Source organism: Methylobacterium sp. A49B (assembly GCF_053346215.1).
This window is the reverse complement of sequence record NZ_JBKFBO010000067.1, coordinates 1-20,745: the sequence shown is the minus strand read 5'-3', so window position 1 is coordinate 20,745 and position 20,745 is coordinate 1. Positions and strand designations below refer to the sequence as shown.

The 20,745-nt window shown below is 66.1% G+C and carries 20 protein-coding genes and 1 pseudogene; 12 read left to right on the top strand and 9 right to left on the bottom strand.

The window, feature by feature from the left end; all coding sequences use genetic code 11:
* The 5 genes from ACLBX9_RS06070 to ACLBX9_RS06050 all read left to right on the top strand — a co-directional run.
* The coding region (locus ACLBX9_RS06070) for a PAS domain-containing protein (protein ID WP_447718275.1) at positions 1–261 on the top strand (261 nt) is incomplete at its 5' end.
* An 18-nt stretch (positions 262–279) separates the two neighbouring features.
* Positions 280–1,689, top strand: a complete 1,410-nt coding sequence (locus ACLBX9_RS06065; protein ID WP_447718274.1) for a sensor histidine kinase — start codon at positions 280–282, stop codon at positions 1,687–1,689.
* A gap of 21 nt (positions 1,690–1,710) precedes the next feature.
* Complete coding sequence (locus tag ACLBX9_RS06060; protein ID WP_447718273.1) at positions 1,711–2,076, top strand: response regulator; 366 nt, start codon at positions 1,711–1,713, stop codon at positions 2,074–2,076.
* Between the two features lie 303 nt (positions 2,077–2,379).
* Positions 2,380–5,217, top strand: a complete 2,838-nt coding sequence (locus ACLBX9_RS06055) for a GAF domain-containing protein (protein WP_447718272.1) — start codon at positions 2,380–2,382, stop codon at positions 5,215–5,217.
* Between the two features lie 22 nt (positions 5,218–5,239).
* Positions 5,240–5,605: a response regulator gene (locus tag ACLBX9_RS06050; RefSeq protein WP_039894174.1), complete on the top strand. Its 366-nt coding sequence runs from the start codon at positions 5,240–5,242 to the stop codon at positions 5,603–5,605.
* 236 nt (positions 5,606–5,841) lie between these two features.
* On the opposite strand, the gene ACLBX9_RS06045 is transcribed toward ACLBX9_RS06050, so the two are convergent.
* The 3 genes from ACLBX9_RS06045 to dps all read right to left on the bottom strand — a co-directional run bounded on the left by ACLBX9_RS06045 (position 5,842) and on the right by dps (position 8,477).
* Positions 5,842–6,255: an ester cyclase gene (locus ACLBX9_RS06045; protein ID WP_010685751.1), complete on the bottom strand. Its 414-nt coding sequence runs from the start codon at positions 6,253–6,255 to the stop codon at positions 5,842–5,844.
* 213 nt (positions 6,256–6,468) lie between these two features.
* Positions 6,469–7,548 (bottom strand): molybdopterin-dependent oxidoreductase, encoded by a 1,080-nt coding sequence (locus ACLBX9_RS06040; protein WP_010685750.1) that lies wholly within the window; start codon positions 7,546–7,548, stop codon positions 6,469–6,471.
* Positions 7,549–7,940: 392 nt separating this feature from the next.
* Positions 7,941–8,477 carry a DNA starvation/stationary phase protection protein Dps gene (dps, locus tag ACLBX9_RS06035; protein ID WP_010685749.1) on the bottom strand — a complete coding sequence of 179 codons (537 nt, stop codon included), beginning with the start codon at positions 8,475–8,477 and terminating at the stop codon, positions 7,941–7,943.
* A gap of 295 nt (positions 8,478–8,772) precedes the next feature.
* Between dps and ACLBX9_RS06030 the strand changes: the two genes are divergently transcribed.
* Entirely contained in the window at positions 8,773–9,579 is an 807-nt protein-coding gene (locus ACLBX9_RS06030; protein ID WP_010685748.1) for an SDR family NAD(P)-dependent oxidoreductase, read from the top strand.
* 36 nt (positions 9,580–9,615) lie between these two features.
* On the opposite strand, the gene msrA is transcribed toward ACLBX9_RS06030, so the two are convergent.
* From msrA to ACLBX9_RS06015, 3 genes are all read right to left on the bottom strand, one after another.
* A complete protein-coding gene (gene msrA / locus ACLBX9_RS06025) occupies positions 9,616–10,134 on the bottom strand; it encodes a peptide-methionine (S)-S-oxide reductase MsrA (protein ID WP_010685747.1) in 519 nt (172 codons plus the stop codon).
* A 255-nt stretch (positions 10,135–10,389) separates the two neighbouring features.
* Positions 10,390–10,602, bottom strand: a complete 213-nt coding sequence (locus tag ACLBX9_RS06020; protein ID WP_447718271.1) for a hypothetical protein — start codon at positions 10,600–10,602, stop codon at positions 10,390–10,392.
* 193 nt (positions 10,603–10,795) lie between these two features.
* Positions 10,796–11,530, bottom strand: a complete 735-nt coding sequence (locus tag ACLBX9_RS06015) for a Crp/Fnr family transcriptional regulator (protein ID WP_447718270.1) — start codon at positions 11,528–11,530, stop codon at positions 10,796–10,798.
* Between the two features lie 127 nt (positions 11,531–11,657).
* Between ACLBX9_RS06015 and ACLBX9_RS06010 the strand changes: the two genes are divergently transcribed.
* From ACLBX9_RS06010 to ACLBX9_RS05995, 4 genes and pseudogenes are all read left to right on the top strand, one after another.
* Entirely contained in the window at positions 11,658–12,047 is a 390-nt protein-coding gene (locus ACLBX9_RS06010) for a DUF6894 family protein (protein ID WP_447718269.1), read from the top strand.
* Between the two features lie 129 nt (positions 12,048–12,176).
* Positions 12,177–14,711, top strand: coding sequence for a CheR family methyltransferase (locus ACLBX9_RS06005; protein ID WP_447718268.1), 2,535 nt, complete (start codon positions 12,177–12,179; stop codon positions 14,709–14,711).
* Positions 14,712–14,985: 274 nt separating this feature from the next.
* Positions 14,986–15,618 (top strand): tyrosine-type recombinase/integrase, encoded by a 633-nt coding sequence (locus tag ACLBX9_RS06000; protein ID WP_447718276.1) that lies wholly within the window; start codon positions 14,986–14,988, stop codon positions 15,616–15,618.
* Positions 15,619–15,818: 200 nt separating this feature from the next.
* Positions 15,819–16,277: pseudogene (locus ACLBX9_RS05995) on the top strand (IS110 family transposase); the annotation flags it as partial.
* Between the two features lie 405 nt (positions 16,278–16,682).
* On the opposite strand, the gene ACLBX9_RS05990 reads toward ACLBX9_RS05995, so the two are convergent.
* Positions 16,683–16,913: a hypothetical protein gene (locus ACLBX9_RS05990; protein ID WP_010685740.1), complete on the bottom strand. Its 231-nt coding sequence runs from the start codon at positions 16,911–16,913 to the stop codon at positions 16,683–16,685.
* A gap of 353 nt (positions 16,914–17,266) precedes the next feature.
* Here ACLBX9_RS05990 and ACLBX9_RS05985 point away from each other — a divergent pair, with 353 nt between their 5' ends.
* On the top strand, positions 17,267–17,830 hold the full coding sequence (locus ACLBX9_RS05985) for a fasciclin domain-containing protein (RefSeq protein ID WP_447718267.1): 564 nt from the start codon (positions 17,267–17,269) through the stop codon (positions 17,828–17,830).
* Between the two features lie 33 nt (positions 17,831–17,863).
* Here ACLBX9_RS05985 and ACLBX9_RS05980 read toward each other — a convergent pair whose 3' ends face one another.
* Both ACLBX9_RS05980 and ACLBX9_RS05975 read right to left on the bottom strand, forming a co-directional pair.
* On the bottom strand, positions 17,864–18,559 hold the full coding sequence (locus tag ACLBX9_RS05980) for an anti-sigma factor (RefSeq protein WP_010685738.1): 696 nt from the start codon (positions 18,557–18,559) through the stop codon (positions 17,864–17,866).
* Positions 18,556–19,113, bottom strand: coding sequence for a sigma-70 family RNA polymerase sigma factor (locus tag ACLBX9_RS05975; RefSeq protein WP_010685737.1), 558 nt, complete (start codon positions 19,111–19,113; stop codon positions 18,556–18,558). The genes ACLBX9_RS05980 and ACLBX9_RS05975 overlap by 4 nt, the downstream gene beginning before the upstream one ends.
* A gap of 132 nt (positions 19,114–19,245) precedes the next feature.
* Between ACLBX9_RS05975 and ACLBX9_RS05970 the strand changes: the two genes are divergently transcribed.
* Complete coding sequence (locus ACLBX9_RS05970; RefSeq protein ID WP_010685736.1) at positions 19,246–19,677, top strand: hypothetical protein; 432 nt, start codon at positions 19,246–19,248, stop codon at positions 19,675–19,677.
* Positions 19,678–20,745 lie beyond the last annotated feature (1,068 nt).

Below are 20,745 nucleotides of genomic sequence, written 5' to 3'. Positions count from 1 at the left end.
CGCGGCTGCCCCTGGCCGGACTTCTGGCAGGGCCAGGGCAACGCAGACGCCAAGGCTGCCGTCGTGGCGGCCAAGGCGGGCGGCATCGGCCGCTTCCAGGGCGGAGCCAGCACCATGGCTGGCAGCCCGCGCTGGTGGGACGTCCAGGTCACGCCGATCCTCGACGCGGAAGGTGTTCCCGAGAAGCTGCTCTCGGTCTCCCGGGATGTCACGGTCCAGAAGGATACTGAGCGCGCCGCCGCGGCGAGCGAGGACCGCTAGCGCGGCCTGTTCACCAGCATGCATGAGGGGTTCTTCTCCGGCGAGATCCTGCGGGACGACGCGGGCCGCGCGGTCGACCTGCGTTTCCTGGAGGTCAATCCCGCCTTCGAGACCCAGTCGAGCCTGCCCGCGAACCAAACCGTGGGCAGAACCATCCGCGAGGTGATCCCAACCATCCCGCAATGGCTGATCGACATCTATGCGGGCGTGGTCGACACCGGCGAGCCCGCGACGTTCGAGGTCGCCGTGCCCGCCCTCAACCGCACCTTCGAGGCGCACGGCCACAAAGAGGCGGATCAGCGTATCGCCGTCATGTTCATCGACATTACCGAGCGCAAGCAGGCCGAAGAACGCCGCAACGCCCTGATCGAACTCGGTGACCGGCTGCGCCACGTCACCGCTAAGGCGGAGGTCGCCCCGGTCGCCGCCGAGATCCTGACGCGCACGCTAGGGCTCAGCCACGTGGGGTACGGCGATGTCGACCACGTGCGCGAGACCGTCACCATCGCTCACGATCACGTCGCGGAGGGGGTCGAGAGCCTGAACGGCGTGTACTCGTTCCGGAGCTACGGGTCTTACGTCGACGACCTCAAGGCGGGCCGGGCCGTGTTCATCGCCGACGCGACGGTCGACCCGCGCACGGCTGACGGCAGCGACGCCCTGGCTACCCTGGGTGTCCGGTCCATCGCCAATATCCCGCTGATGGAGCATGGCCAGTTCGTCACCCTGTTCTTTGCCCTCAAGGCCGACCCGCACGCGTGGACGGCTGAGGAGCAGGCTTTCCTGCGCAACGTCGCCGACCGTACCCGGGCCGCCATCGGTCGCCTGGAGGCGGAGGAGCAGCAGAGAGTGCTCAACCAGGAACTGAGCCACCGCATGAAGAACATGCTGGCCATGGTCCTCTCCATCGCGACCCAGACCCTGAAGACGGTCCCTGACCGGGAACCAGTCGAGGCGTTCGAGAAGCGCATCCACGCGCTCTCGGCGGCGCACGACGTCCTTCTGCAGCAGGAATGGACGGCGGCGCCCCTGGACGCGGTCGCCAGCGCGGTGCTGCGCACCTTCGCCCAGACCACACGGCTCAAGGTTTCTGGGCCGCAGGTCTCGCTTGGGCCGCGCGCGACCCTATCTGTCTCTCTTCTGCTGCACGAACTCGCGACCAACGCGACGAAGTACGGGGCCCTCTCCAACGATGAGGGCCACGTCGGGGTCAGTTGGCGCGTCGACGGCGATGGCGACGAAGGTGACCTGGTGCTCGACTGGGAGGAGAGCGGTGGGCCGCCCGTGAAGGAACCCGCCAGACGCGGCTTCGGCTCGCGACTGATCCGCCTCGGATTGGTCGGAACGGGCGACGTCGACCTGCGCTACGCGCCCACCGGTTTCCGGGCCGAGATGCGCGCGCCGCTCGCGCAGATCCATCAGTCCTAGGAAGCCATCATGGGACAAGCCATGCCAACGGCCTCCGCCGTGATCCTCGTGGTCGAGGACGAGCCCCTTCAGCGCATGATGGCGGTCGACCTCGTCGAGACGGCGGGGTTCGACGTGGTCGAGGCTCGCAGCGCCGACGAGGCGGTCCGCATCTTGGAGAACCGCCTCGACATCCGGGTGGTGTTCACGGACATCGACATGCCCGGCGGCGTCGACGGGATGAAGCTCGCGGCCATGATCCGTGACCGCTGGCCGCCCATCGAACTGATCATCATCTCGGGTAAGCACCGCCCCACGCCCGAGGATCTCCCGGTGCGCGGTGTGTTCTTCTCCAAGCCGTACAAGCGGGACGAGGTGACCCGAGCGCTGCGGCAGTTCGCGGCCTGATTGATCCGAACGGCAGACCTTCCAGTTCGCAGGGAGAGGACGGCCAAGTAAGCGCGGGTGATTGTCGCTTCCCTGTTCTGATCCTCCGGAATCGGACCGCTCCTTTCCACCCGGAGTCGCCCTCCCGCTTGCGACCTCATCCAATCGCCCAATCCGCCATCGATTCTTCTCCAAGGCGGACTGCGTGCCCGGTTCAACCCTTCGGTAGGACGGGTTGATACCTTACGCTCCGCTGGCCATAACGGTCGTAACGGGACATGGCCGCGGTCATGCAACGCGATGACGCCGCGCGCTCAAGGATCGATGGCCCGACCGAACTCAGCCCCGTCGACCGCAGCAGGTGGCATCCCGCTCGACAATCCGACGCTCGGGCTGTTCGAGGCCACGCCGAACCCGTACCTGCTGCTCGCCCCGGACAGCCCGGCTTACACGATTGTCGGGGTCAACGAGGCCTACCTGCAGGCTACCATGACCGAGCGGCAGGCGATCATGGGCCGGTCGATCTTCGAGGTGTTCCCCGACGATCCGGGGGCGCCGGAAGCCTTCAGCGTGCGGGATCTGCGCGCGTCGTTTGATCGGGTGCTGGCCTCGGTCCAGGTGGACCGGATGCCAGTCCACCAACATAACATCCGCCGCCCGGACGGGACGTTCGAGGAGCGGCACTGGCGGCCCTTGCAAGTGCCGGTGCTCGGCCCCGGTGGAGAGATCGTCAGCCTGATCCATTACGCCGAGGACGTGACCCAGAGCGTCCTGGATGCGCGCGTCGCGCGGACGGCGCTCGTCGCCAGCGAGGCACGTTTCCGCACGATCACCGAGACGATCGAGGCGGCCTTCGCCATCGTCGAGGTGAAGTTCGATGCCGACGACCGCCCCATCAACTACCGATTTCTGGAGGCCAACCCCGCCTTCGAGCGCCAGGCCGGCATCGACCTGCGCGGCAAGTGGGTGACCGAATTCGCGCCGAACCTGGAGCGGTTCTGGTTCGAGACCTACGGGCGCGTCGCCCTGACCGGCGAGCCGACGACTTTCGAGAGCTATGCCGAGGCGTTCAAGCGCTGGTTCGACGTGCGGGCCGTGCGCGTCGGCAAGCCCGAGGACCACCAGATCGCGATCTTCTTCAGCGACGTCACGGCGCGGCGCGAGCTGCAGGCCCGCAACCTGGCCACGCTGCAACTGAGCGACCGTCTCCGCGACGTGACCGAACCGCGTGAGATCGCGGCCATCGCGGCCGAGGTTCTGGGAGAGATCCTGCAGGCCAGCCTCGTCGGCTACGGCCAGGTCGATGCCGCGACCGCGACCATCACGGTCGAACAGGATTGGTCGGTCGCGGGGGTCAAGAGCCTGCCGTCGTTGATCCGGTCCCGCGACTACGGCAGCCACTTCGACGACCTGCTGCGGGGCAAAACGGTCGCCATCGCCGACGTGTCGCTCGATCCCCGGACCTCGGCGTTTACGGACGAGCTCAACGCCATCGGGGCACGCGCGTTCGTCAACGTACCGGTGTTCGAGCAGGGACGTCTAGTCGCCCTGCTTTACGTCGGCCAGAGCGAGCCGCGCACCTGGACGGATGACGAGCTGATCTTCATCCGCGATGTGACCGAACGTGTCCGGGTGGCCTCGGAGCGCGCGCAAGGGGAGAAGGATCTACGGGCCAGCGAGGCGCTGGCGCGTACCAACATCGAGCGCGTGCAGCTGGCGCTCGCGGCCGGCGCGATAATCGGTACCTGGCACTGGGACCTGCCCACCGACCGCTTCACGGTCGACGACGCGTTCGCCCGCTCCTTCGGCCTCGATCCGGCGCTGGGGCGCGAGGGCATCCCGCTCGCCCAGATCGTGGCGACAGTGCATCCCGACGACCAGGCGGGGCTGGCGGCGGCGATCCAGGAGGCCGTCGCCCGCGGCGGCGCCTACGCGCACCAGTACCGGGTGCGGCGGACCGACGGGCACTACTACTGGATCGAGGCGAACGGCCGCGTCGACCACGCATCGGACGGCACGCCCTTGAGCTTCCCCGGCGTGCTGCTCGACGTCGGCGAACGGCGGGCGGCGGACGTGCGCCGCGACGCGCTGCTCGCGCTGGGCGAACGCCTGCGCGAGGCGGACGACGTGCCCGCGCTGGTCCAGGCCGCCGCCGAGGTCATGGCCGGCGCGCTCGGCGCGGTTCGGGCGGGCTACGGCTTCATCGACGCGGCCGGGGAGACCGTGGACATCACGACTGACTGGTGCGCGCCGGGCGTCGATACGATCACCGGGCTGCACACGTTCCGTACCTACGGCAGCTTCAGCGACGGGCTGAAGCGCGGCGAGATCGTTGCGGTAGACGACGTCGAGGAGGATCCGCGCAGCCGCGTCACGGCCGGGGCCCTGCTCGCCATTGGGGTACGCGCGATGGTCAACGTGCCGATCATGGAACGCGGGCAGCTCGTGGGGGTCGGCTTCGTCCACCACTCACACACCCACGCCTTCACCGACGACGAGATGGCCTTCGTGCTGACGGTCGCCGACCGGACGCAGACCGCGGTGGCGCGGGTGCAGGCCGAGGCCGACCAGCGGGTGCTGAACGAGGAGATCTCGCACCGGCTCAAGAACTCCTTCGCGATGGTCCTCTCCATCGCCGGGCAGACGCTGCGCACCGTGCCCGAGCGCGCGCCCGTCGAGGCGTTCGAGCAGCGCATCCACGCGCTCTCGCAAGCTCACGACGTCCTCCTGCGCAGGAGCTGGGCGGCGGCGCCGGCCGAGGAGGTGGTGAAGGCCGTTCTCGCGAGCGCCGGGCATGGCGACCGCATCGACGTGTCGGGCCCTGAGGTCGACCTAGGGCCGCGCGCCACCTTGTCGTTGTCGCTCCTCCTGCACGAGCTTGCGACGAACGCGGCGAAGTACGGGGCGCTGTCCGTACCCGCCGGCAGGGTCGCGATAGACTGGCGGCTCGACGGAGACGGCGCGGACCGGGAGGTCACCCTCGACTGGACCGAGCGCGGCGGCCCGCCAGCCACGCAGCCCGCGAGCGGCGGCCGCAAGGGCTTCGGATCGCGTCTCATCAGCATGGGACTTGCCGGAACGGGCGGTGTCGACCTCCGTTACTCGGCGCTGGGGTTCGAGGCGACGATGCGGGCCCCGCTCGCGCAGCTGCAGCATTCCTGAGGAGTTGGGCGTGGGTCAGGCGATGCCGCCGACGAAACATGTCGTCCTCGTGGTCGAGGACGAGCCAATGCAGCGCATGATGGCCGTCGATCTTGTCGAGGACGCCGGGTACGAAGCCGTCCAGGCGATGGGTTCGAACGACGCGGTGTGCATCCTGGAGAGCCGGCCCGACATCCGCATCGTGTTCACGGACATCGACATGCCCGGGGGCCTCGACGGGATGAAGCTCGCGGCGCTGATCCGGGACCGCTGGCCACCCATCGAGCTCATCATCATCTCGGGCAAGCGCCGGCCATCGCCCGCAGACCTGCCGAAGCGAGGCGTATTCTTCTCCAAGCCGTACAAGCGTGAGGAGATCACGGCCGCCTTACGCCGTTTCGCCGCCTGAGGGATCGGGGAGGCCGATGTTCCGGACCTCCCCGAATGTCATCGACGGTCGTCGTAACGATGACCGCTTCCTCGAAGCCTCGGCAGCCGCCGATTCGCGCTGTCGCCCGCTCCGACGCTTGTCCCGCTAACCCGTCGCTCGCTTCAGCATGTATGGCAACGCCTCGACCGGGTAACTCGACCGCAGCCAGGATGACGTGGGCCTCCCTGGCGCGGACGCCCCGGCGGCGTCCTCCCTCATCCCTCGATGGCGCCGATCTGCTTGAGGATGCCGAGCTCGTCGGAAGAGCCCCACCGCTCGACCATCTTGCCGTCCACGAAGCGGCCGATCTGCATGCCGCGGACCTTGATGGCCTTCCCGGTCGGCTTGTGGCCGTTGAAGTCGCCCTGGTGCGTGCCGGTGAGCGTGTAGGCGAATGCGACGCTATCCCCGTCGGCGACGAGCTTCTTCACCTCGACCTGCATGTCGGGAAAGGCGGAGCGGAGCTGCGTGAAGAAAGCCTGGTATCCCTCGGGACCCATGTGCTGGCCCGGCGCCGGGTCGTGGTCGTGGCAGTCCGGGGCGACGACCTCGGGGAAGGCATCGAATTGACCGGCGTTGACGAGTTCGCCGAACTTTTCGGTCGCCTGGATGCTGGTCTCGCGGGACATGATGTTCCTTAGGGCTCGGGGCTGGTGAAGGCGCGCCCGGCGCCTCGACGCACGGGAAACGCCCGCTACGGTCGGACGTTGCCGACGCCACGCACGACGGGGTCGGGATGACAGACAGGCATGACGTCGGACCGTGGCGCGGTGCTTGGTCGGCCGCTGGCTAGGACGTCGTCCACGAGGGCGGCCGTAGCCGACGTGCCATGTCGCCCGTCCCTAGGTGACGTTCACCCGCACCCGATGCCAGCAGGTGCATAGGTAGCCCTTGTGGTTCCACGTCTCGTCCGGCATTGCCGGCTGCGTCTGCCCCGCCTCGTCCCAGGCGCGCACGGCGAGTTCATGCCCGCCCGGAGGCAGATCGAGGTCGGTGCTCCAGAACGTCCAGGCGAACGGGGCGTCGGCCTCGTGTTCGAGTTCGGCCTGCACCCAGGACCGGCCGCCGTTCCCGGAGACGTCGACGCGTACGACGGCCCGGTCCCCGCTCACCGCGTAGCCGCGGACCCTGTTGCTCCCCGACTTGAGGGCGGCCCCGGACCCGGGCTCGCAGATCGCCGCGTTCAGCGGCATCGTATCGATGGTGTGCCCCTTGGCCGGATCGGCGGTCTCGGCGGTCACGTCGGCCGGATACAGCTTGTAATCGCCGGCCTGGATCGGGTTGTCCGAGGGGTGGTCCTGGACGCTCAGGCGCCGAAGCCATTTGGGGCTGCGCACGCCGGCGAAGCCCGGCACCACCGCGCGGACCGGAAAGCCGTGCTCCGGCAGCAGGGCCTCGCCGTTCATGGCGTAGGCGAGCAGGGTCTCGGGCGCCATCGCCTTCGCGAGCGGGATCGAGGCCCCGTAGGGATGGCCTTCAACCGTGTCGTGGCTCTCGAAGGCGACATGGAATCCCAGGCGCTCGGCGACCCCCGCCTCGCGCAGGACATCGCCGAGCCGAACCCCGGTCCATTTCGCGGTGCCGATGGCGCCGGCGTCCCACGGGTCGCCCGATACCGGGGCGACCGCCCGCATGTCGGCGCGGCGATTGCCGGCGCACTGCATCGTGGCCATGACCGCGGTTTCGGGGAAGCGGGCACGCAGGTCCGATAGCGACAACTCAAGCATGGTGCCGGTTCCGCCATCGATGGTGAGGCGCCAGGTTGCCTCGTCGAGGTCCGGCAGGTCGCCGTGCGAGCGGACGTAGAAATCCTTCGCCGGCGTCCGGTAGGTGGCCCGCAATCGGTCGAGAGGAGGTTCGGCGTTGTAGGGCCGGTCGCCGTGGACGATTAGGCGTGCCTTGCGCTCGGTCAGGCTCGACATCGGGGCTCCCGTCCGGGTGGAGTTACGGGAGTGAACGCGTCGGCGGCGGTAAGGGTCATTCAGCGGCCAAGAGACCAGGGCGGCGGCAAGGGGCATAGCCGCTTTCGGAGGACCAACCGGCCTTGGTGCTCGTTCGCCCGGACGGTCCATCGCGTCCCGTGGGTCCACCGATCAGCTCGAGCGCCTCACGGCGTACGCATCTTCGGCGACCCGATCCAGCCGTAGGTCACCGTCCACCAAGCTGCCGAGAAGCGGACCTTTGAGGATCCGCGAAGGATGGGAAGCGAGAGTGGGGTTGGCGCCTGCTTCAGGCCCCTGCCTCCCCGATATCCGGGGGCGACGCCACCTGCGGTACCCCTCCGTCCGACCGGGTACGGAGGGGCGGACCTTCCTCAGTTGCGGGCGTTGCCGTCCCGCATCTGGCCCGTCGGCTCCTGGACATGGGCTTCCAGGAACCACAGCTGCTTGTCGACGGCCCGCGAGACCTCGGTGAACAGGTCGGCGGTGTCGGGGTCGCCCGCCTCGTCCGTCTCGTCGATGTTCTCGCGTACGGCGTTGGCGTAGGCGGCGTAACTGTCGATCAGCGCGGCGACGTGGTCGGCGATGGCGTAGATGCCGGTCGGGTAGGCGGGCAGCTTGGACGACCCCGCCACGACCTGCGCCGTCCCCAGGGCCGTGCCGCCGAGCTGCACCGCCCGCTCGGCCACCTTGTCGTTGAGGTCGCTGATCTCGGCGCGGAAACCATCCAGCATCAGGTGGATGCCGATGAACTGCGGGCCCTTGAGGTTCCAGTGGGCCTGCTTGATCGCCAGGGCGAGGTCGATGCCGTCGGCCAGCCGCGCGTTGAGGGCCTCGATGGACACCCTCTTGGCGTTTGAATTGGTGTCGTTGCGGGTCTGGTGGGTGCGCGGGGTGCTGCTCGTAGCCATGCTGGTGCTCCACTGTGTCGAGGCGGCAATTGAGGAGCGTAGGGGAGGTTCCCTTTGTCGGAGGGCGAGACGCGCGGTTCTGAGACCCCGGCCGTCCAGGCTCACGCCGGTCGGTCATGCCGCCGCCGGGGGCGGGCGAAGGTGGCGGCCCAGACGAGGCAGGCAAATGTCGAGCTTGTATCACCGGTGGCTGATGACGGGCGAGCAAGGAACTCCCATCGCAAAGCGGACTTCTCAACCGCCGCTCTCGTCGTGACCCGAGGCGGTCCCCTCGAACGATGGCGGAGCGGTACGGATGGATCTCGGCATCAGCGGACGGGTGGCCGTCGTGACAGGGGCCAAGTCGGGCATGGGTCGCTCGACCGCCGAGCATCTCTTGCGCGAGGGCGTCCACGTCGTCCTGACCGATAAGGAAGGCCCCGAGTTGCAGGCCACCGCCGCGGAGCTGTCGGCGCTGGGCCAGGTCCGTGCCGTGGAGGCGGACCTGAGCACGGCCAAGGGCATCGAGGTGCTCGCCGCCTTCGCCAACATGGCTTTCGACGACAAGCCCACCATCCTCGTCTGCGCCGCGGGCATCACCGGTGCGTCCGGCGACTTTCTCGAACTCACGGACGAGGACTGGATCGAGGCGATCCAGACCGACCTCATGGCCGGCGTGCGCGCGACCCGTGCCTTCATACCACACATGCGCAAGGCGGGTTGGGGCCGGGTCGTGCTGTTCTCCTCGGAGGACGCCGTGCAGCCCTACATTGAGGAGCTTCCATATGCGGCCGCGAAGGCCGGCGTCCTGAACCTCGCGAAAGGTCTTTCGAAGGCCTACGGCCCGGACGGCGTGCTTGTGAACGCGGTCGGCCCGGCTTTCATCGCCACGCCGATGACCGACGCGCAGATGGAGAAGAAATCGAAGGAGAAGGGTATCTCTTTCGACGAGGCGATCAAGCTGACGCTCGACGAGGAGCGTCCCGGCATCGTCGCCAAGCGCCGTGGCAAGGCGGAGGAAGTCGCGGCGGCCGTGACGTTCCTCTGCTCCGAACGTGCCAGCTTCATCACCGGCGAGTTCCTGCGGGTCGACGGTGGTTCCGTGATGGCCATGGGAACCTGAGACGCCGGCCATTCCGGCGTCCCAGCTTGGGCTGGCTTACGCGTCCTGCGTCGCGCGAGCACGCGAGGGCAGCACCCAGTTCGGCCTGATGAAGTGGCAGGTGTACCCATTGGGGATGCGCTCAAGGTAATCCTGGTGCTCCGGCTCGGCCTCCCAGAACGGCCCGGCCGGGGCGACTTCCGTCACAACCCTGCCCGGCCAGAGACCGGAGGCATCGACATCGGTGATGGCCTCTTCCGCCACCCGGCGCTGGTCGTCGTCGACGTAGAAGATGGCTGAGCGGTAGCTCAGGCCCCGGTCGTTGCCCTGTCGGTTCGGCGTGGTCGGGTCGTGGATCTGAAAGAAGAACTCCAGCATCTTGCGGAAGCTCGTCCGAGTCGGGTCGTAGACGATCTCGATGGCCTCCGCATGGGTTCCGTGGTTGCGGTAGGTCGCGTTGGGTACGTCGCCGCCGGTGTAGCCGACGCGGGTCGAAACCACGCCGTCCTGGCGCCGGATCAGGTCCTGCATGCCCCAGAAGCACCCACCGGCCAGCACGGCCCTTTCGGTTCTCATCGCAACTCCTCGATAGTCGTTTTGCTCGAACCCTGGATATGGGGACGCGAAGGGCGCCTCGCCCAGTGGCCCAGCGCCACGCCTGCGCAAGCGAGGCGATGCCGGAAGCACATCTCTCCTTTGGCGGCGCCTGGCTGATCTCGCTGCTCCGGATCAACCCAGTCTCAAGGCCACCCATTCACTATGCGGCCTCATTACCTCAGGTTGTTGCGATGCGGAACTTTGGGGTCCGAATGCGGATCTTTGCGGCGGCTATCATCCGGCATCGGCTAGCACGGTGGGCAGCAGCAAGGCGATGATGTTGGTGATAGTGATCGCCGGGTTCACGAAGAAGTCCGCGTCGCCGTAACGGCGTAGCTGTGCCTGTCGGAGGAACACGACTTTGGCCAAGCGGAAGCTTGAAGACAGCGGGAAGCGTCCGCTTACCTGCAGCCTGAGCTCCGAAGCGAACCAGCGGCTTTCGGCCACTCCCAGCCTCGTTGGCTGGCGTCACCGAACGGCTGGGTTGGGTGGAATGCCGCCTTTCTGCTTCCGGGTAGTAATCGATAAAAGCGGACACCGCCCCTGTGCCTGCTCACGAGCCTTCTCGGACGCTAGAAGCGACGCGACCGGAGGTCCGCACCCAAACAGCAGCAGACGTTCGCCGCTCCGATGTCCGTCCTCAGGCGTCGAAGCGGGCGCCAACGCGGTGCCGGTGCAGATAGTTCGGATTGAACAGAGCCGCTCGCTCCAACGCCGCCAGATCCAAGATGGTCAGACGGCGCCCCTTTACCTCAATCAGCTTCTGTCTGCGCAGCGTCTGCAGCACCCGGTTGACGTGTACCGGCGTCATGCCGATCGCGTCGGCCAGATCAACCTGTGTCAGCGGCATGTCGCAGGTGGTGCCGTGTGTCAGACCAACCCCGCGAAGGCGATAGAATACCTCGCAGAACAGGTGAGCCAGTCGCTCGACCCCGACGCGTCGTCCAAGGTTCAGCATCCACTCGCGCTGCACCGCTGCGTTCAACAGCATCTCCCAGTGTAGCGCCGGCCTCACCCGTGGGTGGACCAACAGCATCGCCTCGAAGGTCGCTGGCTGGATCTCGACCAACGTCACTGCGCTGAGCGCGCTCAAACAGTGGTCCATCTCGGACAGCACGAACACGTTGTGGTCGCACAGGTCGCCGGGCAGGAGCAGCGCCACGATTTGGCGCCGCCCATCCGGCAGTTGCTTGTAGCGGTAAGCCCAACCCGACATGACGAGGCGCATCACCTGCGGGGCGTCACCCTCACATACGATGTCCGCGCGCGGCTCGTAGCGCCGGATAGGCTCGCTCGTCAGCGTCTGCAACATCTCCCGATCCTTGGCCGAGAGACGGACGAACTGCTCAAGCTTCGTGATCAGCGGGTGGTTCATCGTTTAGCTCTCCCCCTGCCGAGGCCTATCTTATGCTAAGAGATACCGCGATGCGCCACACCTAATCCATGTGAGATCAATGCCTCACAACCTGTGTTAGCTCTTAAAATTAAGCCATCGGCGCGGCTTGGCCGTTTGCGAGGACCTCTTGCCTCTGTTCTATTTCCATCTGCAAACGCCGAACGGCCTCGACCCCGATGAAATTGGCTTGGAGATGACGGACTTAGAGACTGCCTATCTCCAGGCCTGCGCCTCGATCCCCGACATGGCGGCCGAACTCGTCTTCGAAGGCCTGAGCCCGATGCCCTACATCTTCGTCATCGCCGACGCTGCCGGTGAGACGCTGATGGAAGTGCCCTTCGCCGAGCGGATGCGTGACGCCCGGCGATTGGTTCCGCCAAGGCAAGGCGCGCGCGCACGCCAGCTCTCGCGCGAGATCGCGGACGCGATCGGCACGGCGCGTGAGACAGTCCAGCGCTCCCGCGAGATCCTTGCCCGCGCTCGCGGCATCTCGTGAGCACAGGTTGACCGTTAGACCTGGGCGCGTCACCACAGCGATGCGTGAAGCGCTGTTCGCGACCTGGATCACGCCGACGCCGCCCGCGGCACCGTCGGGCACTCACCACCGGCACCATGGATCCCGCTGATGGCTGACGACGCGTCGCGCTTCCCCATCGTCGGCATTGGCGCCTCGGCGGGCGGCATCGAGGCGCTGGACGCCCTGTTCTCTGGCCTCGGTCCAGACGGCGGCCTCGCCTACGTCGTCATCACTCACATCAGCCCGGATCGCGAGAGCCTGCTACACGAGGTGCTCGGCCGGTTCACTCAGCTGACGATAACGATCGCCGAAGACGGTATGCAGGTCGAGGCTGGGCACGTCTATGTGCTGCGCGCCGGTGCCATCCTGGGGTTCAAGGACGGGCGTCTCACGATCCGCGAGCATGATCCGATCCGGCGCGAGCGCAACCCGATCGACCTGTTTTTCAGCGAGCTGGCCAAGGAATGCGGCGAGTACGCGATCGGCATCGTCCTGTCGGGCGGCGGCTCCGACGGCACCCTCGGCATCAAGGCGATCAAGGAGCGCGGCGGCCTGACCTTCGCCCAGATCGCCGACGGAACCGCGCCGCGTCACGCCGACATGCCGGCCAGCGCCATCGCCACCGGCCTGGTAGACTTCGCGCTCCCTGCCGACCAGATCGGCGGCAAGCTCGCCGACTATGCTCGCAGCTTCGGCGTCATCGACGGGTTGGAAGGCGCTGCCGTGAAGGCGGCCACCGCAGAGATCTATACCCTGCTGCGCGACCAGGTCGGCCACGACTTCTCCGGCTACAAGACCCGGACCTTCACGCGCCGGGTGCAGCGACGCATGCAGATCGCCCGGATCAAGCAGCTCGCAGACTACGTCGAGCGCCTTCGTCAGGACGGCGATGAGGTCACCGCTCTGTTCCGCGACCTCCTGATCAACGTCACCAACTTCTTCCGCGATACCGGTGCGTTCGAGGCATTCCGGAAGCAGGTGCTGCCCAGGCTGTTCGAGGGACGCGGGGCCGGCGACAGCATCCGCGTGTGGGTTCCCGGCTGCGCGACTGGCGAAGAGGTCTACTCGCTCGCCATGTTGCTGCGCGAGCACATGGACGGCCTGCGCGTCGTCCCACGCGTACAGATCTTCGCAACCGATATCGATGAACCAGCGCTCAGCGTGGCTCGGGCCGGCCGCTACCCGGAGGCGCTGCTCGACACTGTATCCCCTGAGCGGCGCAAGCGCTTCTTCATGGCCGAGGGCGGCTCCTACGTGGTCACCAAGGAGGTGCGGGAGCTGTGCGTGTTCTCGCCCCATAGCGTGATCCGCGATCCGCCGTTTTCGCGCATCGACCTGGTCTCGTGCCGCAACCTGCTGATCTACTTCGGTCCCGAGGTGCAGGCGCAGGTGATCCCGATCTTCCACTACGCCCTGCGCCCGCGCGGCTACCTGTTCCTCGGCACGGCGGAGAACATCAGCCAGTTCAACGACCTGTTCGCGGCGGTCGACAAGAAGCACCGCATCTTCCAGGCCCGGGAGAGCGACCGTCTCGCCGCGACGCTGCCGCTGGTCGTCAACGGCACGCAGCCAGCTCCGTTCGGGCCTTCGTCCTCCTTCAGCCGCGGTCTGCGCCCGGCCTCGCTGGCCCTTGAGGACGGCGCGCCGCTGCGCCAGACGATCGAGAGCCACGTCGTCGATCGCTTCGCGCCGCCTCATGTCGTGGTCGACCGTGAGGGTGATGTCGTCCACTACTCGGCGCGGACGGGCAAGTACCTGGAGGCGCCGGTCGGCCTACCCAGCCGGCAACTGCTGACGATGGCGCGCCGTGGCTTGCGCCTCGACCTGCGCTCGGCATTGCGCGAGGCGATCGAGACCCGTGGCCAGGCAACGCGCGAGAACCTCGCGGTGCAAGGCGAGGAAGGCCGGATCCAGATCGTGTCGATCACGGTCGAACCGCTGTCGCAGCGGGACGGGGCCGAGCAGCTGCTCCTCGTGCTGTTCCACGATCACGGCCCCTCGCTGAGCCAAGCTGAGGCCGAGCAGCGTGATGCGCAGCGGAGTCCGGATGCGGACGCGCTGCATCTGGAGCATGAGCTGCGCGACACGCGTGAGCGGCTTCAATCGATGATCGAGGAATACGAGACCGCGCTGGAGGAACTGAAGTCGTCTAACGAGGAGCTGATCTCGGTCAACGAGGAGCTGCAGTCGACAAACGAGGAGTTGGAGGCGTCCAAGGAGGAGCTGCAGTCGCTGAACGAGGAGCTGCAGACGGTCAACCACGAACTGAGCGGTAAGATCGACGACCTCGACCGGGCCAACGGCGACCTGCGCAACCTGTTCAACGCAAGCGGTCTGGCCACCGTGTTCCTCGACCGCAAGCTCGTGATCCGGACGTTCACGCCGGCGGTGGCGCAGTTCGTCCCGATCCAGGAGGGCGATCGAGGGCGCCCCCTGACCGACTTCGCCCTGCGGCTCACCTATCCAAGCCTCTCCGAAGACCTGCAGAGCGTGCTGGTCAGCGGACAGGAAGTCGAGCGCCGGATCGAGCAGCCGGGAGGAGAGCCAAGCCATCACCTCGTGCGGATTATGCCCTATTGGGTCCAGAAGGACGCCATCGAAGGCGTGGTCGTCACGTTCGTGGCGGTGCCGCTGAGCGCGTGAGAGTTTGCGGAAGCCGTCATGATCTGAACGAGGCCTAGGGCTCGTCCGCTCTGAGGGGCTTGCCGACGTTCGCACGCTCGGTCGCTGAAGTCAGCTTCCCACCCCGAGCTGAAGTTGCCGGACGGCAGACGAACGTCCGCTTCGGCGGAACGCCGACAGCGCTCCCGGCGGCTGAGTTGGGTCGCCAGCGGAACGTCCGCATATGCCCGCTCTCCGAAGCATCGATTCGGGTTTCCTCTCGCCTCGTCGGCATGGGCCGGCGAGGAGAAAGATGATGGGACACTCTGCACACGATCCTGCCACGAAAGGGCGGCCGGCCTGGAACGCTGGCCGCAAGCTCGGCGCCAAGCGCGCCCTCAAACCTCAGCAGGTTTGGGCCATCCGATTCTGGTTAGACCGCGAACGGCGCACACGCGACCGGGCGATGTTCGACCTCGCCATCGACAGCAAGCTGCGCGGTTGCGACATCGTCAAACTCAAGATTGGCGACCTCGTCAGCGGTGGTCGCGTCCGTAGCCGGGCTATCGTCATCCAGCGCAAGACCGGCCGGCCGGTGCAGTTCGAGTTGCTCGAACCTGCCCGCACCAGCATCCTGGCATGGCTCGAGGCCAGAGGCGGAACGCTCGACGATTATGCCTTCCCGAGCCGGCTTGAGGGCGTCACGCACATCAGCACCCGGCAGTATGCGCGCTTGGTCGATGAGTGGGTCACCGGCATCGGGTTGCGCAGCGAGGACTACGGCACGCACTCCCTCCGCCGCACGAAGGCGTCGTTGATCTACAAGCGGACCGGCAACCTGCGGGCGGTTCAGATCCTGCTCGGCCATACCAAGATCGAGAGCACGGTCAGGTATCTCGGTGTCGACGTCGAGGATGCTCTGACCCTGGCCGAAGGAACTGAGATTTGAGTGCTCGGCCCCTCGGCTTCTGAGTCGAGGGGCTTCGAAGCCAGCCTGGCTGCAAAGCGCCCATCCCGGTCATCCGGCGGTTTCCAGGGAAATTCGCAAAGCAGATGGGGTGGATGGCTCCCGCTCCGACTGACGGCATCTCGATGCCAAGATTTGGTTGCTGTCAAAGCAGCAGCCACGCTCATGCAGGAGCCATCCCCATGGAGATCACCACCGTCGGCATCGATCTGGCCAAAAGCATCTTTCAGGTTCACGCCGTCGATGCAGTTGGGCACGTCGTCGTGCGCAAGGCCTTGAGGCGGGCGCAGGTCGTGCCGTTCTTCGCCAAGCTGCCGCGCTGCCTGGTCGGCATGGAGGCGTGCGGCACGGCGCACCACTGGGCCCGGGAGCTCATGAGCCTCGGCCACGACGTGCGGCTGATGCCGCCAGCTTACGTGAAGCCGTACGTCAAGCGCGGCAAAACCGATGCGAACGATGCCGCAGCCATCTGCGAGGCGGTGACGCGCCCGAGCATGCGGTTCGTGCCGGTGAAGTCGACCGACCAGCAAGCGGCGCTGGCGCTGCACCGGACGCGCGACCTGCTGGTCAAGCATCGCACGCAGTTGGTGAACATGATCCGCGGCCTGCTCGCCGAAATCGGGATCGAGATGGCGCGGGGCGCCGAGATCCCGACGCCGGATCGCACGTGAGTCATATAGACGGAGACCGGCACCTACATCTGCGGCCAGAAGGGCTGCGCCCGAGCATCGTGACGTTGGCCGCCACCATCAAGGTTGGGAGGGGCGGCGCCGACTCGGTTTCGGTCCCGGCCGGCCCGCGCTCAGATCGGCTATTCGGATCTGGCCCACGATCATGGCGGCTGCCTTGGTCGCGTAAGGGTAGGTCGATTGCTCGGAGAAGAGGCCGTCAGAGGACGACACGATCCAGCGGAAGCATCCTTGATGTGATGAGCAGGGCACCGCCGCGAGCCTATAGGTGCGGGACAAGGTGTGGGCCTTCTTGATCAGGCAAAGCGACGTGATGGAAGGGCTCGATAGGAGCCCTCCCGTCTTTCCGGTGGGCCGTTACATGCGGTTCATCATGCGCTTCTTCATCATGTGCCGGCGCATCATCTTCTTCCGCATCATGCGCTTCTTCATCATCATGCGCTCGCTGTGCGTCATGCGAACTTGCGTGATGCCTGTCGGCGCGGCCTGAAGGCCATTTGGGCTGATCGGAGCAGCTAAGGCGGGCCCGGCGAGGGCGGCAGCGCCGATCAGGACGGATGCGGCAAGGGCGAGCTTCATCTTGGCCATGTAGTTTCTCCTGTAGCGAACGGATCGTATGTCCGAATCATTCGTAGAAGCACACGAGATATGTTCGTGTTCCCACCTGTATTATTTTTATCTATTTTGCAAATACTACAAGGCGCGACTGTAGGCCGCGAAACATTCGCTCCACGCTGCGCCCTCGTATGGGCGTCAGTGGGCCTTACGGATCAAGGCAGGGCAAAGTTTCAGAGATCGACACAGCGGTGCGAGTCGCAGGTTGGCGACCGTCGCGAAGGGTCAGCTTCCGGGTTCATCGCGCGGGTGAAACTTCCTGAGATGCGGCCTCGTAGAGGGCGGCGAGGCCTCAGTTCACAGGGCCGATAGGAAGGAAACCTCGCATGCTCAAGGCAATCACACGCGGCAACGCCGCTCGGGCCATCGCCCTCTCGCTCGCCCTTACGGCTGCCGGGGCGGCAGAGGCCAAGAACCCGATGGTCGGCGGTGCGCCGATGTACGCCCAGAAGACCATCGTCGAGAACGCGGTCAATTCGAAGGATCACACCACGCTGGTCGCCGCTGTGAAGGCCGCCGGCCTCGTCGACACGCTGAACGGTCCGGGCCCGTTCACGGTGTTCGCGCCGACCAACGCCGCCTTCGCCAAGCTGCCACCGGGCACGGTGGAGAACCTCGTGCAGCCGCAGAACAAGGCGACGCTGACGAAGATCCTGACCTACCACGTGGTCCCGGGCGTCTACACCGCCAAGGACCTGATGGCGCTGGCCAGGAAGCCGGAAGGGCAGAACCAGATCACCACCGTTGCGGGCGAGCCGCTCGCCGTCTCAGCGCAGGGCAAGAAGGTTTACCTAACCGACGTGAAGGGTGGAACCGTCGCGGTCACGATCCCGAACGTGATGCAGTCGAACGGTGTCATCCACGTCGTCAACGGCGTGCTGATGCCCTGATAGCAATAGGGCTCTGGCCGGGTTCAGGCGTCTCTACTCGGGGATGAGTTTGCCCGTGTAGATCACCGGCCCGGTCGGCTGCCCGGTTGGAGACCCGCCGACTGGCTCGACCGAAACCGCGATTGCCCCATCTGGTGAGGCCCCGGCCGGGAGTGTCACTCGGATTGAAGTCGTACCTACGAGGCCGAGCGGCTTCGCGCCTTGAGCGCCAACGAACCACAGTTCCAGGTTTCGATCCGCGGGCGTTTCGGCGCCGACCGGTCTGACCTGCGCCGTGCCGGTACGCGTATCAACGCGCACGATCAGCGCCGGGAGCGCCCCGCCGCCCTGTACGACCGCCAGGTAGCGGCCACCCTCCAGCTCCGGCCTCGGCCCCACCACTACGAACAGCGCGAGGCCGGCCGCCAACAGCCCCGCTCCGGCGGCTGCGAACCGCCACAGCCGAACCTGTCGGCGCAGACCGTCAAGCTGATCCGGCGGCCCTGGGAGCGCATCGGACAGAGACTGTAGCAGTGCCGCGCGGACCCGCGGCGGCGGCGGCACGGACGGGATGGCATCGAGCAGCGGCGATAGCCGCCGTTCCCAGACTTCCACCCGCTTCGCCATGCTGGGATCAGCGGCGATCTCGCGCTCCACGTCTGCCCGCTCCTGCGCGGCGAGGGTGCCGAGCACATACTCGGCAGCGCGCAGATCAGGATCTGAGACGGGCTCGCCGCTGCCGCCGCTCACGACACCGTCTCCAGGCAGGACTTCAGGGCCGAGAGCGCCCGGTGCAGCCAGGTCTTGATGGTGTTGACCGGGCGGTCAAAGCGCTGGGCCAACTCCTCTCGCGAGTAGCCCTCGCAGTAGGCCAGCACCACGCAGTCCCGGTGCATCGGCTCCAGCCGACGCAGACAGGTGCTCAGCGCATCCCGATCCAAGAACGCCGTCGCATCGTCGTGCGGGTCCATCAGCCGCGCCACCCAATCCTCGCCATCGTCGTTCGCGAGCACCTGTGCCTCGCCTGAGGACTTTCGGCGTAGACCGTCGATCGCTCGGTTGCGCGCGATGGTACACAGCCACTGAAACGGGCGCCCGGCCGCGGGATCATAGCTTCCAGCCGCCTGCCAGATGCGCAGATACGCGTCCTGCAAAACGTCTTCGGCCAAGCCTCGGTCCTTCTCGATACGCAGGATGACGCCGAAGAGTTTCGGGCTGGTCAGGTCGTAGAGTTGGGCGAGGGCTGCGGCATCTCCGCGGCCGACCTCGGCGAGCAGTCGCCGCAGTGAATCGTCGTCGGCCAATCCCAGCACTCAGCTTCTATGCGCGGCTGCTCCGGATGTCTCGTACCTTCCCGGATCCAATTTTAAAACCGCCCCCGTCACATCCGCGTTGGGCAGCTTCCGAAACTATTTAACCGACGCCCCCGTTCTGCCATGGCGTTGCCAATCCCGGTGGCGCAACTGCCAGAGCTGTTTGTGGCACGTATCCTCACCCTGATCCTCGCGACTTGCCTGTCGGCTGGCGCCTTCCTTCCAGCGGATGCCGCGACCAAGAAAGTAAAGGTTCCGGACCAATTTGATGGATCCTGGACCATCGTGGCGACCACGGCTGAGGGACCTTGCTCAGCGAGCACGAGTTATAACGTGCAGATCAGGGACAGCGACGCCTCGATCCCCGGAGAAGAAGTCGACATTGATGGCGGTGTGTCGGCCGGCGGTACCGTACAGGCGACAATCGTTCAGGGCTCGAACAAAGTGCCGATCTCCGGCAGCCTCGATCCCAAGGGCAGCGGCAGCGGCACATGGCGCACCTCAGGCGGGCTAGTTGAGTGCAGCGGCAGCTGGAGTGCGAAGCGGGCAGGCTGAAGCGCCCCGTCGCCCGATCCGATCACGGGCTGACGGGGCTCGGTGCCGTTCCTCACGGCCGGGGCTAGTACGCGATGCGGCCCGAAACGCAGGATAGAGGGAGCAGTTAGCGGGGCGTGCCTACAGGTCAGCCGCAGCCGTTCTACCTCGGGATCACCGGCTCAAAAAGTCCACGGCGGCGAACGGGGTGGGCTGAGTGCGGCAGTGAGGTTACTTGCCGCCGCCGCTGCCAGTCGAACCGAGGCGGGAAGGTTGTGCTTCGTTGCCCACCGCTGCCGAGTCTGACGCAATGCCGTCGGCAGCGCGACCCGTCGGTGAGTAGGTCGCGGCACCTTCGTCTCCGGTCGATCCGGGCTGGCGCGTGACGACGCACGGCACACCAGGCGGGACAACGACCGTGGTGATCGTGGGCGTCTCGATGACAGCCTGCGCGAAGACGGGCTAGATAGAAAACAGAGAGGCGACGTTAGTAAAAGCAAGCTTATACATATTGAGCCCCAGACGAAACATGTGCGACAGGAAATTCCTGAAGCTTGTGCCGATCTCTATTGCCTGCAATTGATCCAGACATGCATTATGCCGTGTGTACTTATCCGCGTTTACACATCGTATTTACATTTAGAAACAGATGTCCGGCACTGTCTTTATCTTCAGGCTGAGGTTCGCGGCAACGGGTCTTCGTGCGGGCTGAGATAGCTGTTTGCCAGACCGTCACTCCTCGAAGCTATCCTACTTTGCTTCGGCAGGCAGATGCACAGAAACATCTATTGTTCCATGTATGCTATCTGCATTAGATTTCCGCTGTTCGTCAGCAAGTTGTGACATCGGATCAGTCCCGCCGAAGCCCTGTCAGCTAGCTGGAAACTGTTAACCGAGATCAATTGCGGACGACTGATCTTTCACGATCTTAACCTGGATTGGGTTCGCGGACGTTTCTAATAGGGCACCCAAAAGCGGGTCGCCAAGTCAGAAAGATCCAACGATGTCCTCCATCACCCTGTCGGCCGCCACGCGTCAGAACCTGCTCTCGCTGCAGGACACGGCGCAGCTGATGGCGACCACCCAGAA

Excerpts from the sequence above, each read along its gene's own strand:
- ACLBX9_RS06065 (WP_447718274.1), top strand. The coding sequence starts at position 280 with ATGCATGAGGGGTTCTTCTCCGGCGAGATCCTGCGGGACGACGCGGGC.
- ACLBX9_RS06060 (WP_447718273.1), top strand. The coding sequence starts at position 1,711 with ATGCCAACGGCCTCCGCCGTGATCCTCGTGGTCGAGGACGAGCCCCTT.
- ACLBX9_RS06055 (WP_447718272.1), top strand. The coding sequence starts at position 2,380 with ATGGCCCGACCGAACTCAGCCCCGTCGACCGCAGCAGGTGGCATCCCG.
- ACLBX9_RS06050 (WP_039894174.1), top strand. The coding sequence starts at position 5,240 with ATGCCGCCGACGAAACATGTCGTCCTCGTGGTCGAGGACGAGCCAATG.
- ACLBX9_RS06045 (WP_010685751.1), bottom strand. The coding sequence starts at position 6,255 with ATGTCCCGCGAGACCAGCATCCAGGCGACCGAAAAGTTCGGCGAACTC.
- ACLBX9_RS06040 (WP_010685750.1), bottom strand. The coding sequence starts at position 7,548 with ATGTCGAGCCTGACCGAGCGCAAGGCACGCCTAATCGTCCACGGCGAC.
- dps (WP_010685749.1), bottom strand. The coding sequence starts at position 8,477 with ATGGCTACGAGCAGCACCCCGCGCACCCACCAGACCCGCAACGACACC.
- ACLBX9_RS06030 (WP_010685748.1), top strand. The coding sequence starts at position 8,773 with ATGGATCTCGGCATCAGCGGACGGGTGGCCGTCGTGACAGGGGCCAAG.
- msrA (WP_010685747.1), bottom strand. The coding sequence starts at position 10,134 with ATGAGAACCGAAAGGGCCGTGCTGGCCGGTGGGTGCTTCTGGGGCATG.
- ACLBX9_RS06015 (WP_447718270.1), bottom strand. The coding sequence starts at position 11,530 with ATGAACCACCCGCTGATCACGAAGCTTGAGCAGTTCGTCCGTCTCTCG.
- ACLBX9_RS06005 (WP_447718268.1), top strand. The coding sequence starts at position 12,177 with ATGGCTGACGACGCGTCGCGCTTCCCCATCGTCGGCATTGGCGCCTCG.
- ACLBX9_RS06000 (WP_447718276.1), top strand. The coding sequence starts at position 14,986 with ATGGGACACTCTGCACACGATCCTGCCACGAAAGGGCGGCCGGCCTGG.
- ACLBX9_RS05990 (WP_010685740.1), bottom strand. The coding sequence starts at position 16,913 with ATGGCCAAGATGAAGCTCGCCCTTGCCGCATCCGTCCTGATCGGCGCT.
- ACLBX9_RS05985 (WP_447718267.1), top strand. The coding sequence starts at position 17,267 with ATGCTCAAGGCAATCACACGCGGCAACGCCGCTCGGGCCATCGCCCTC.
- ACLBX9_RS05970 (WP_010685736.1), top strand. The coding sequence starts at position 19,246 with ATGGCGTTGCCAATCCCGGTGGCGCAACTGCCAGAGCTGTTTGTGGCA.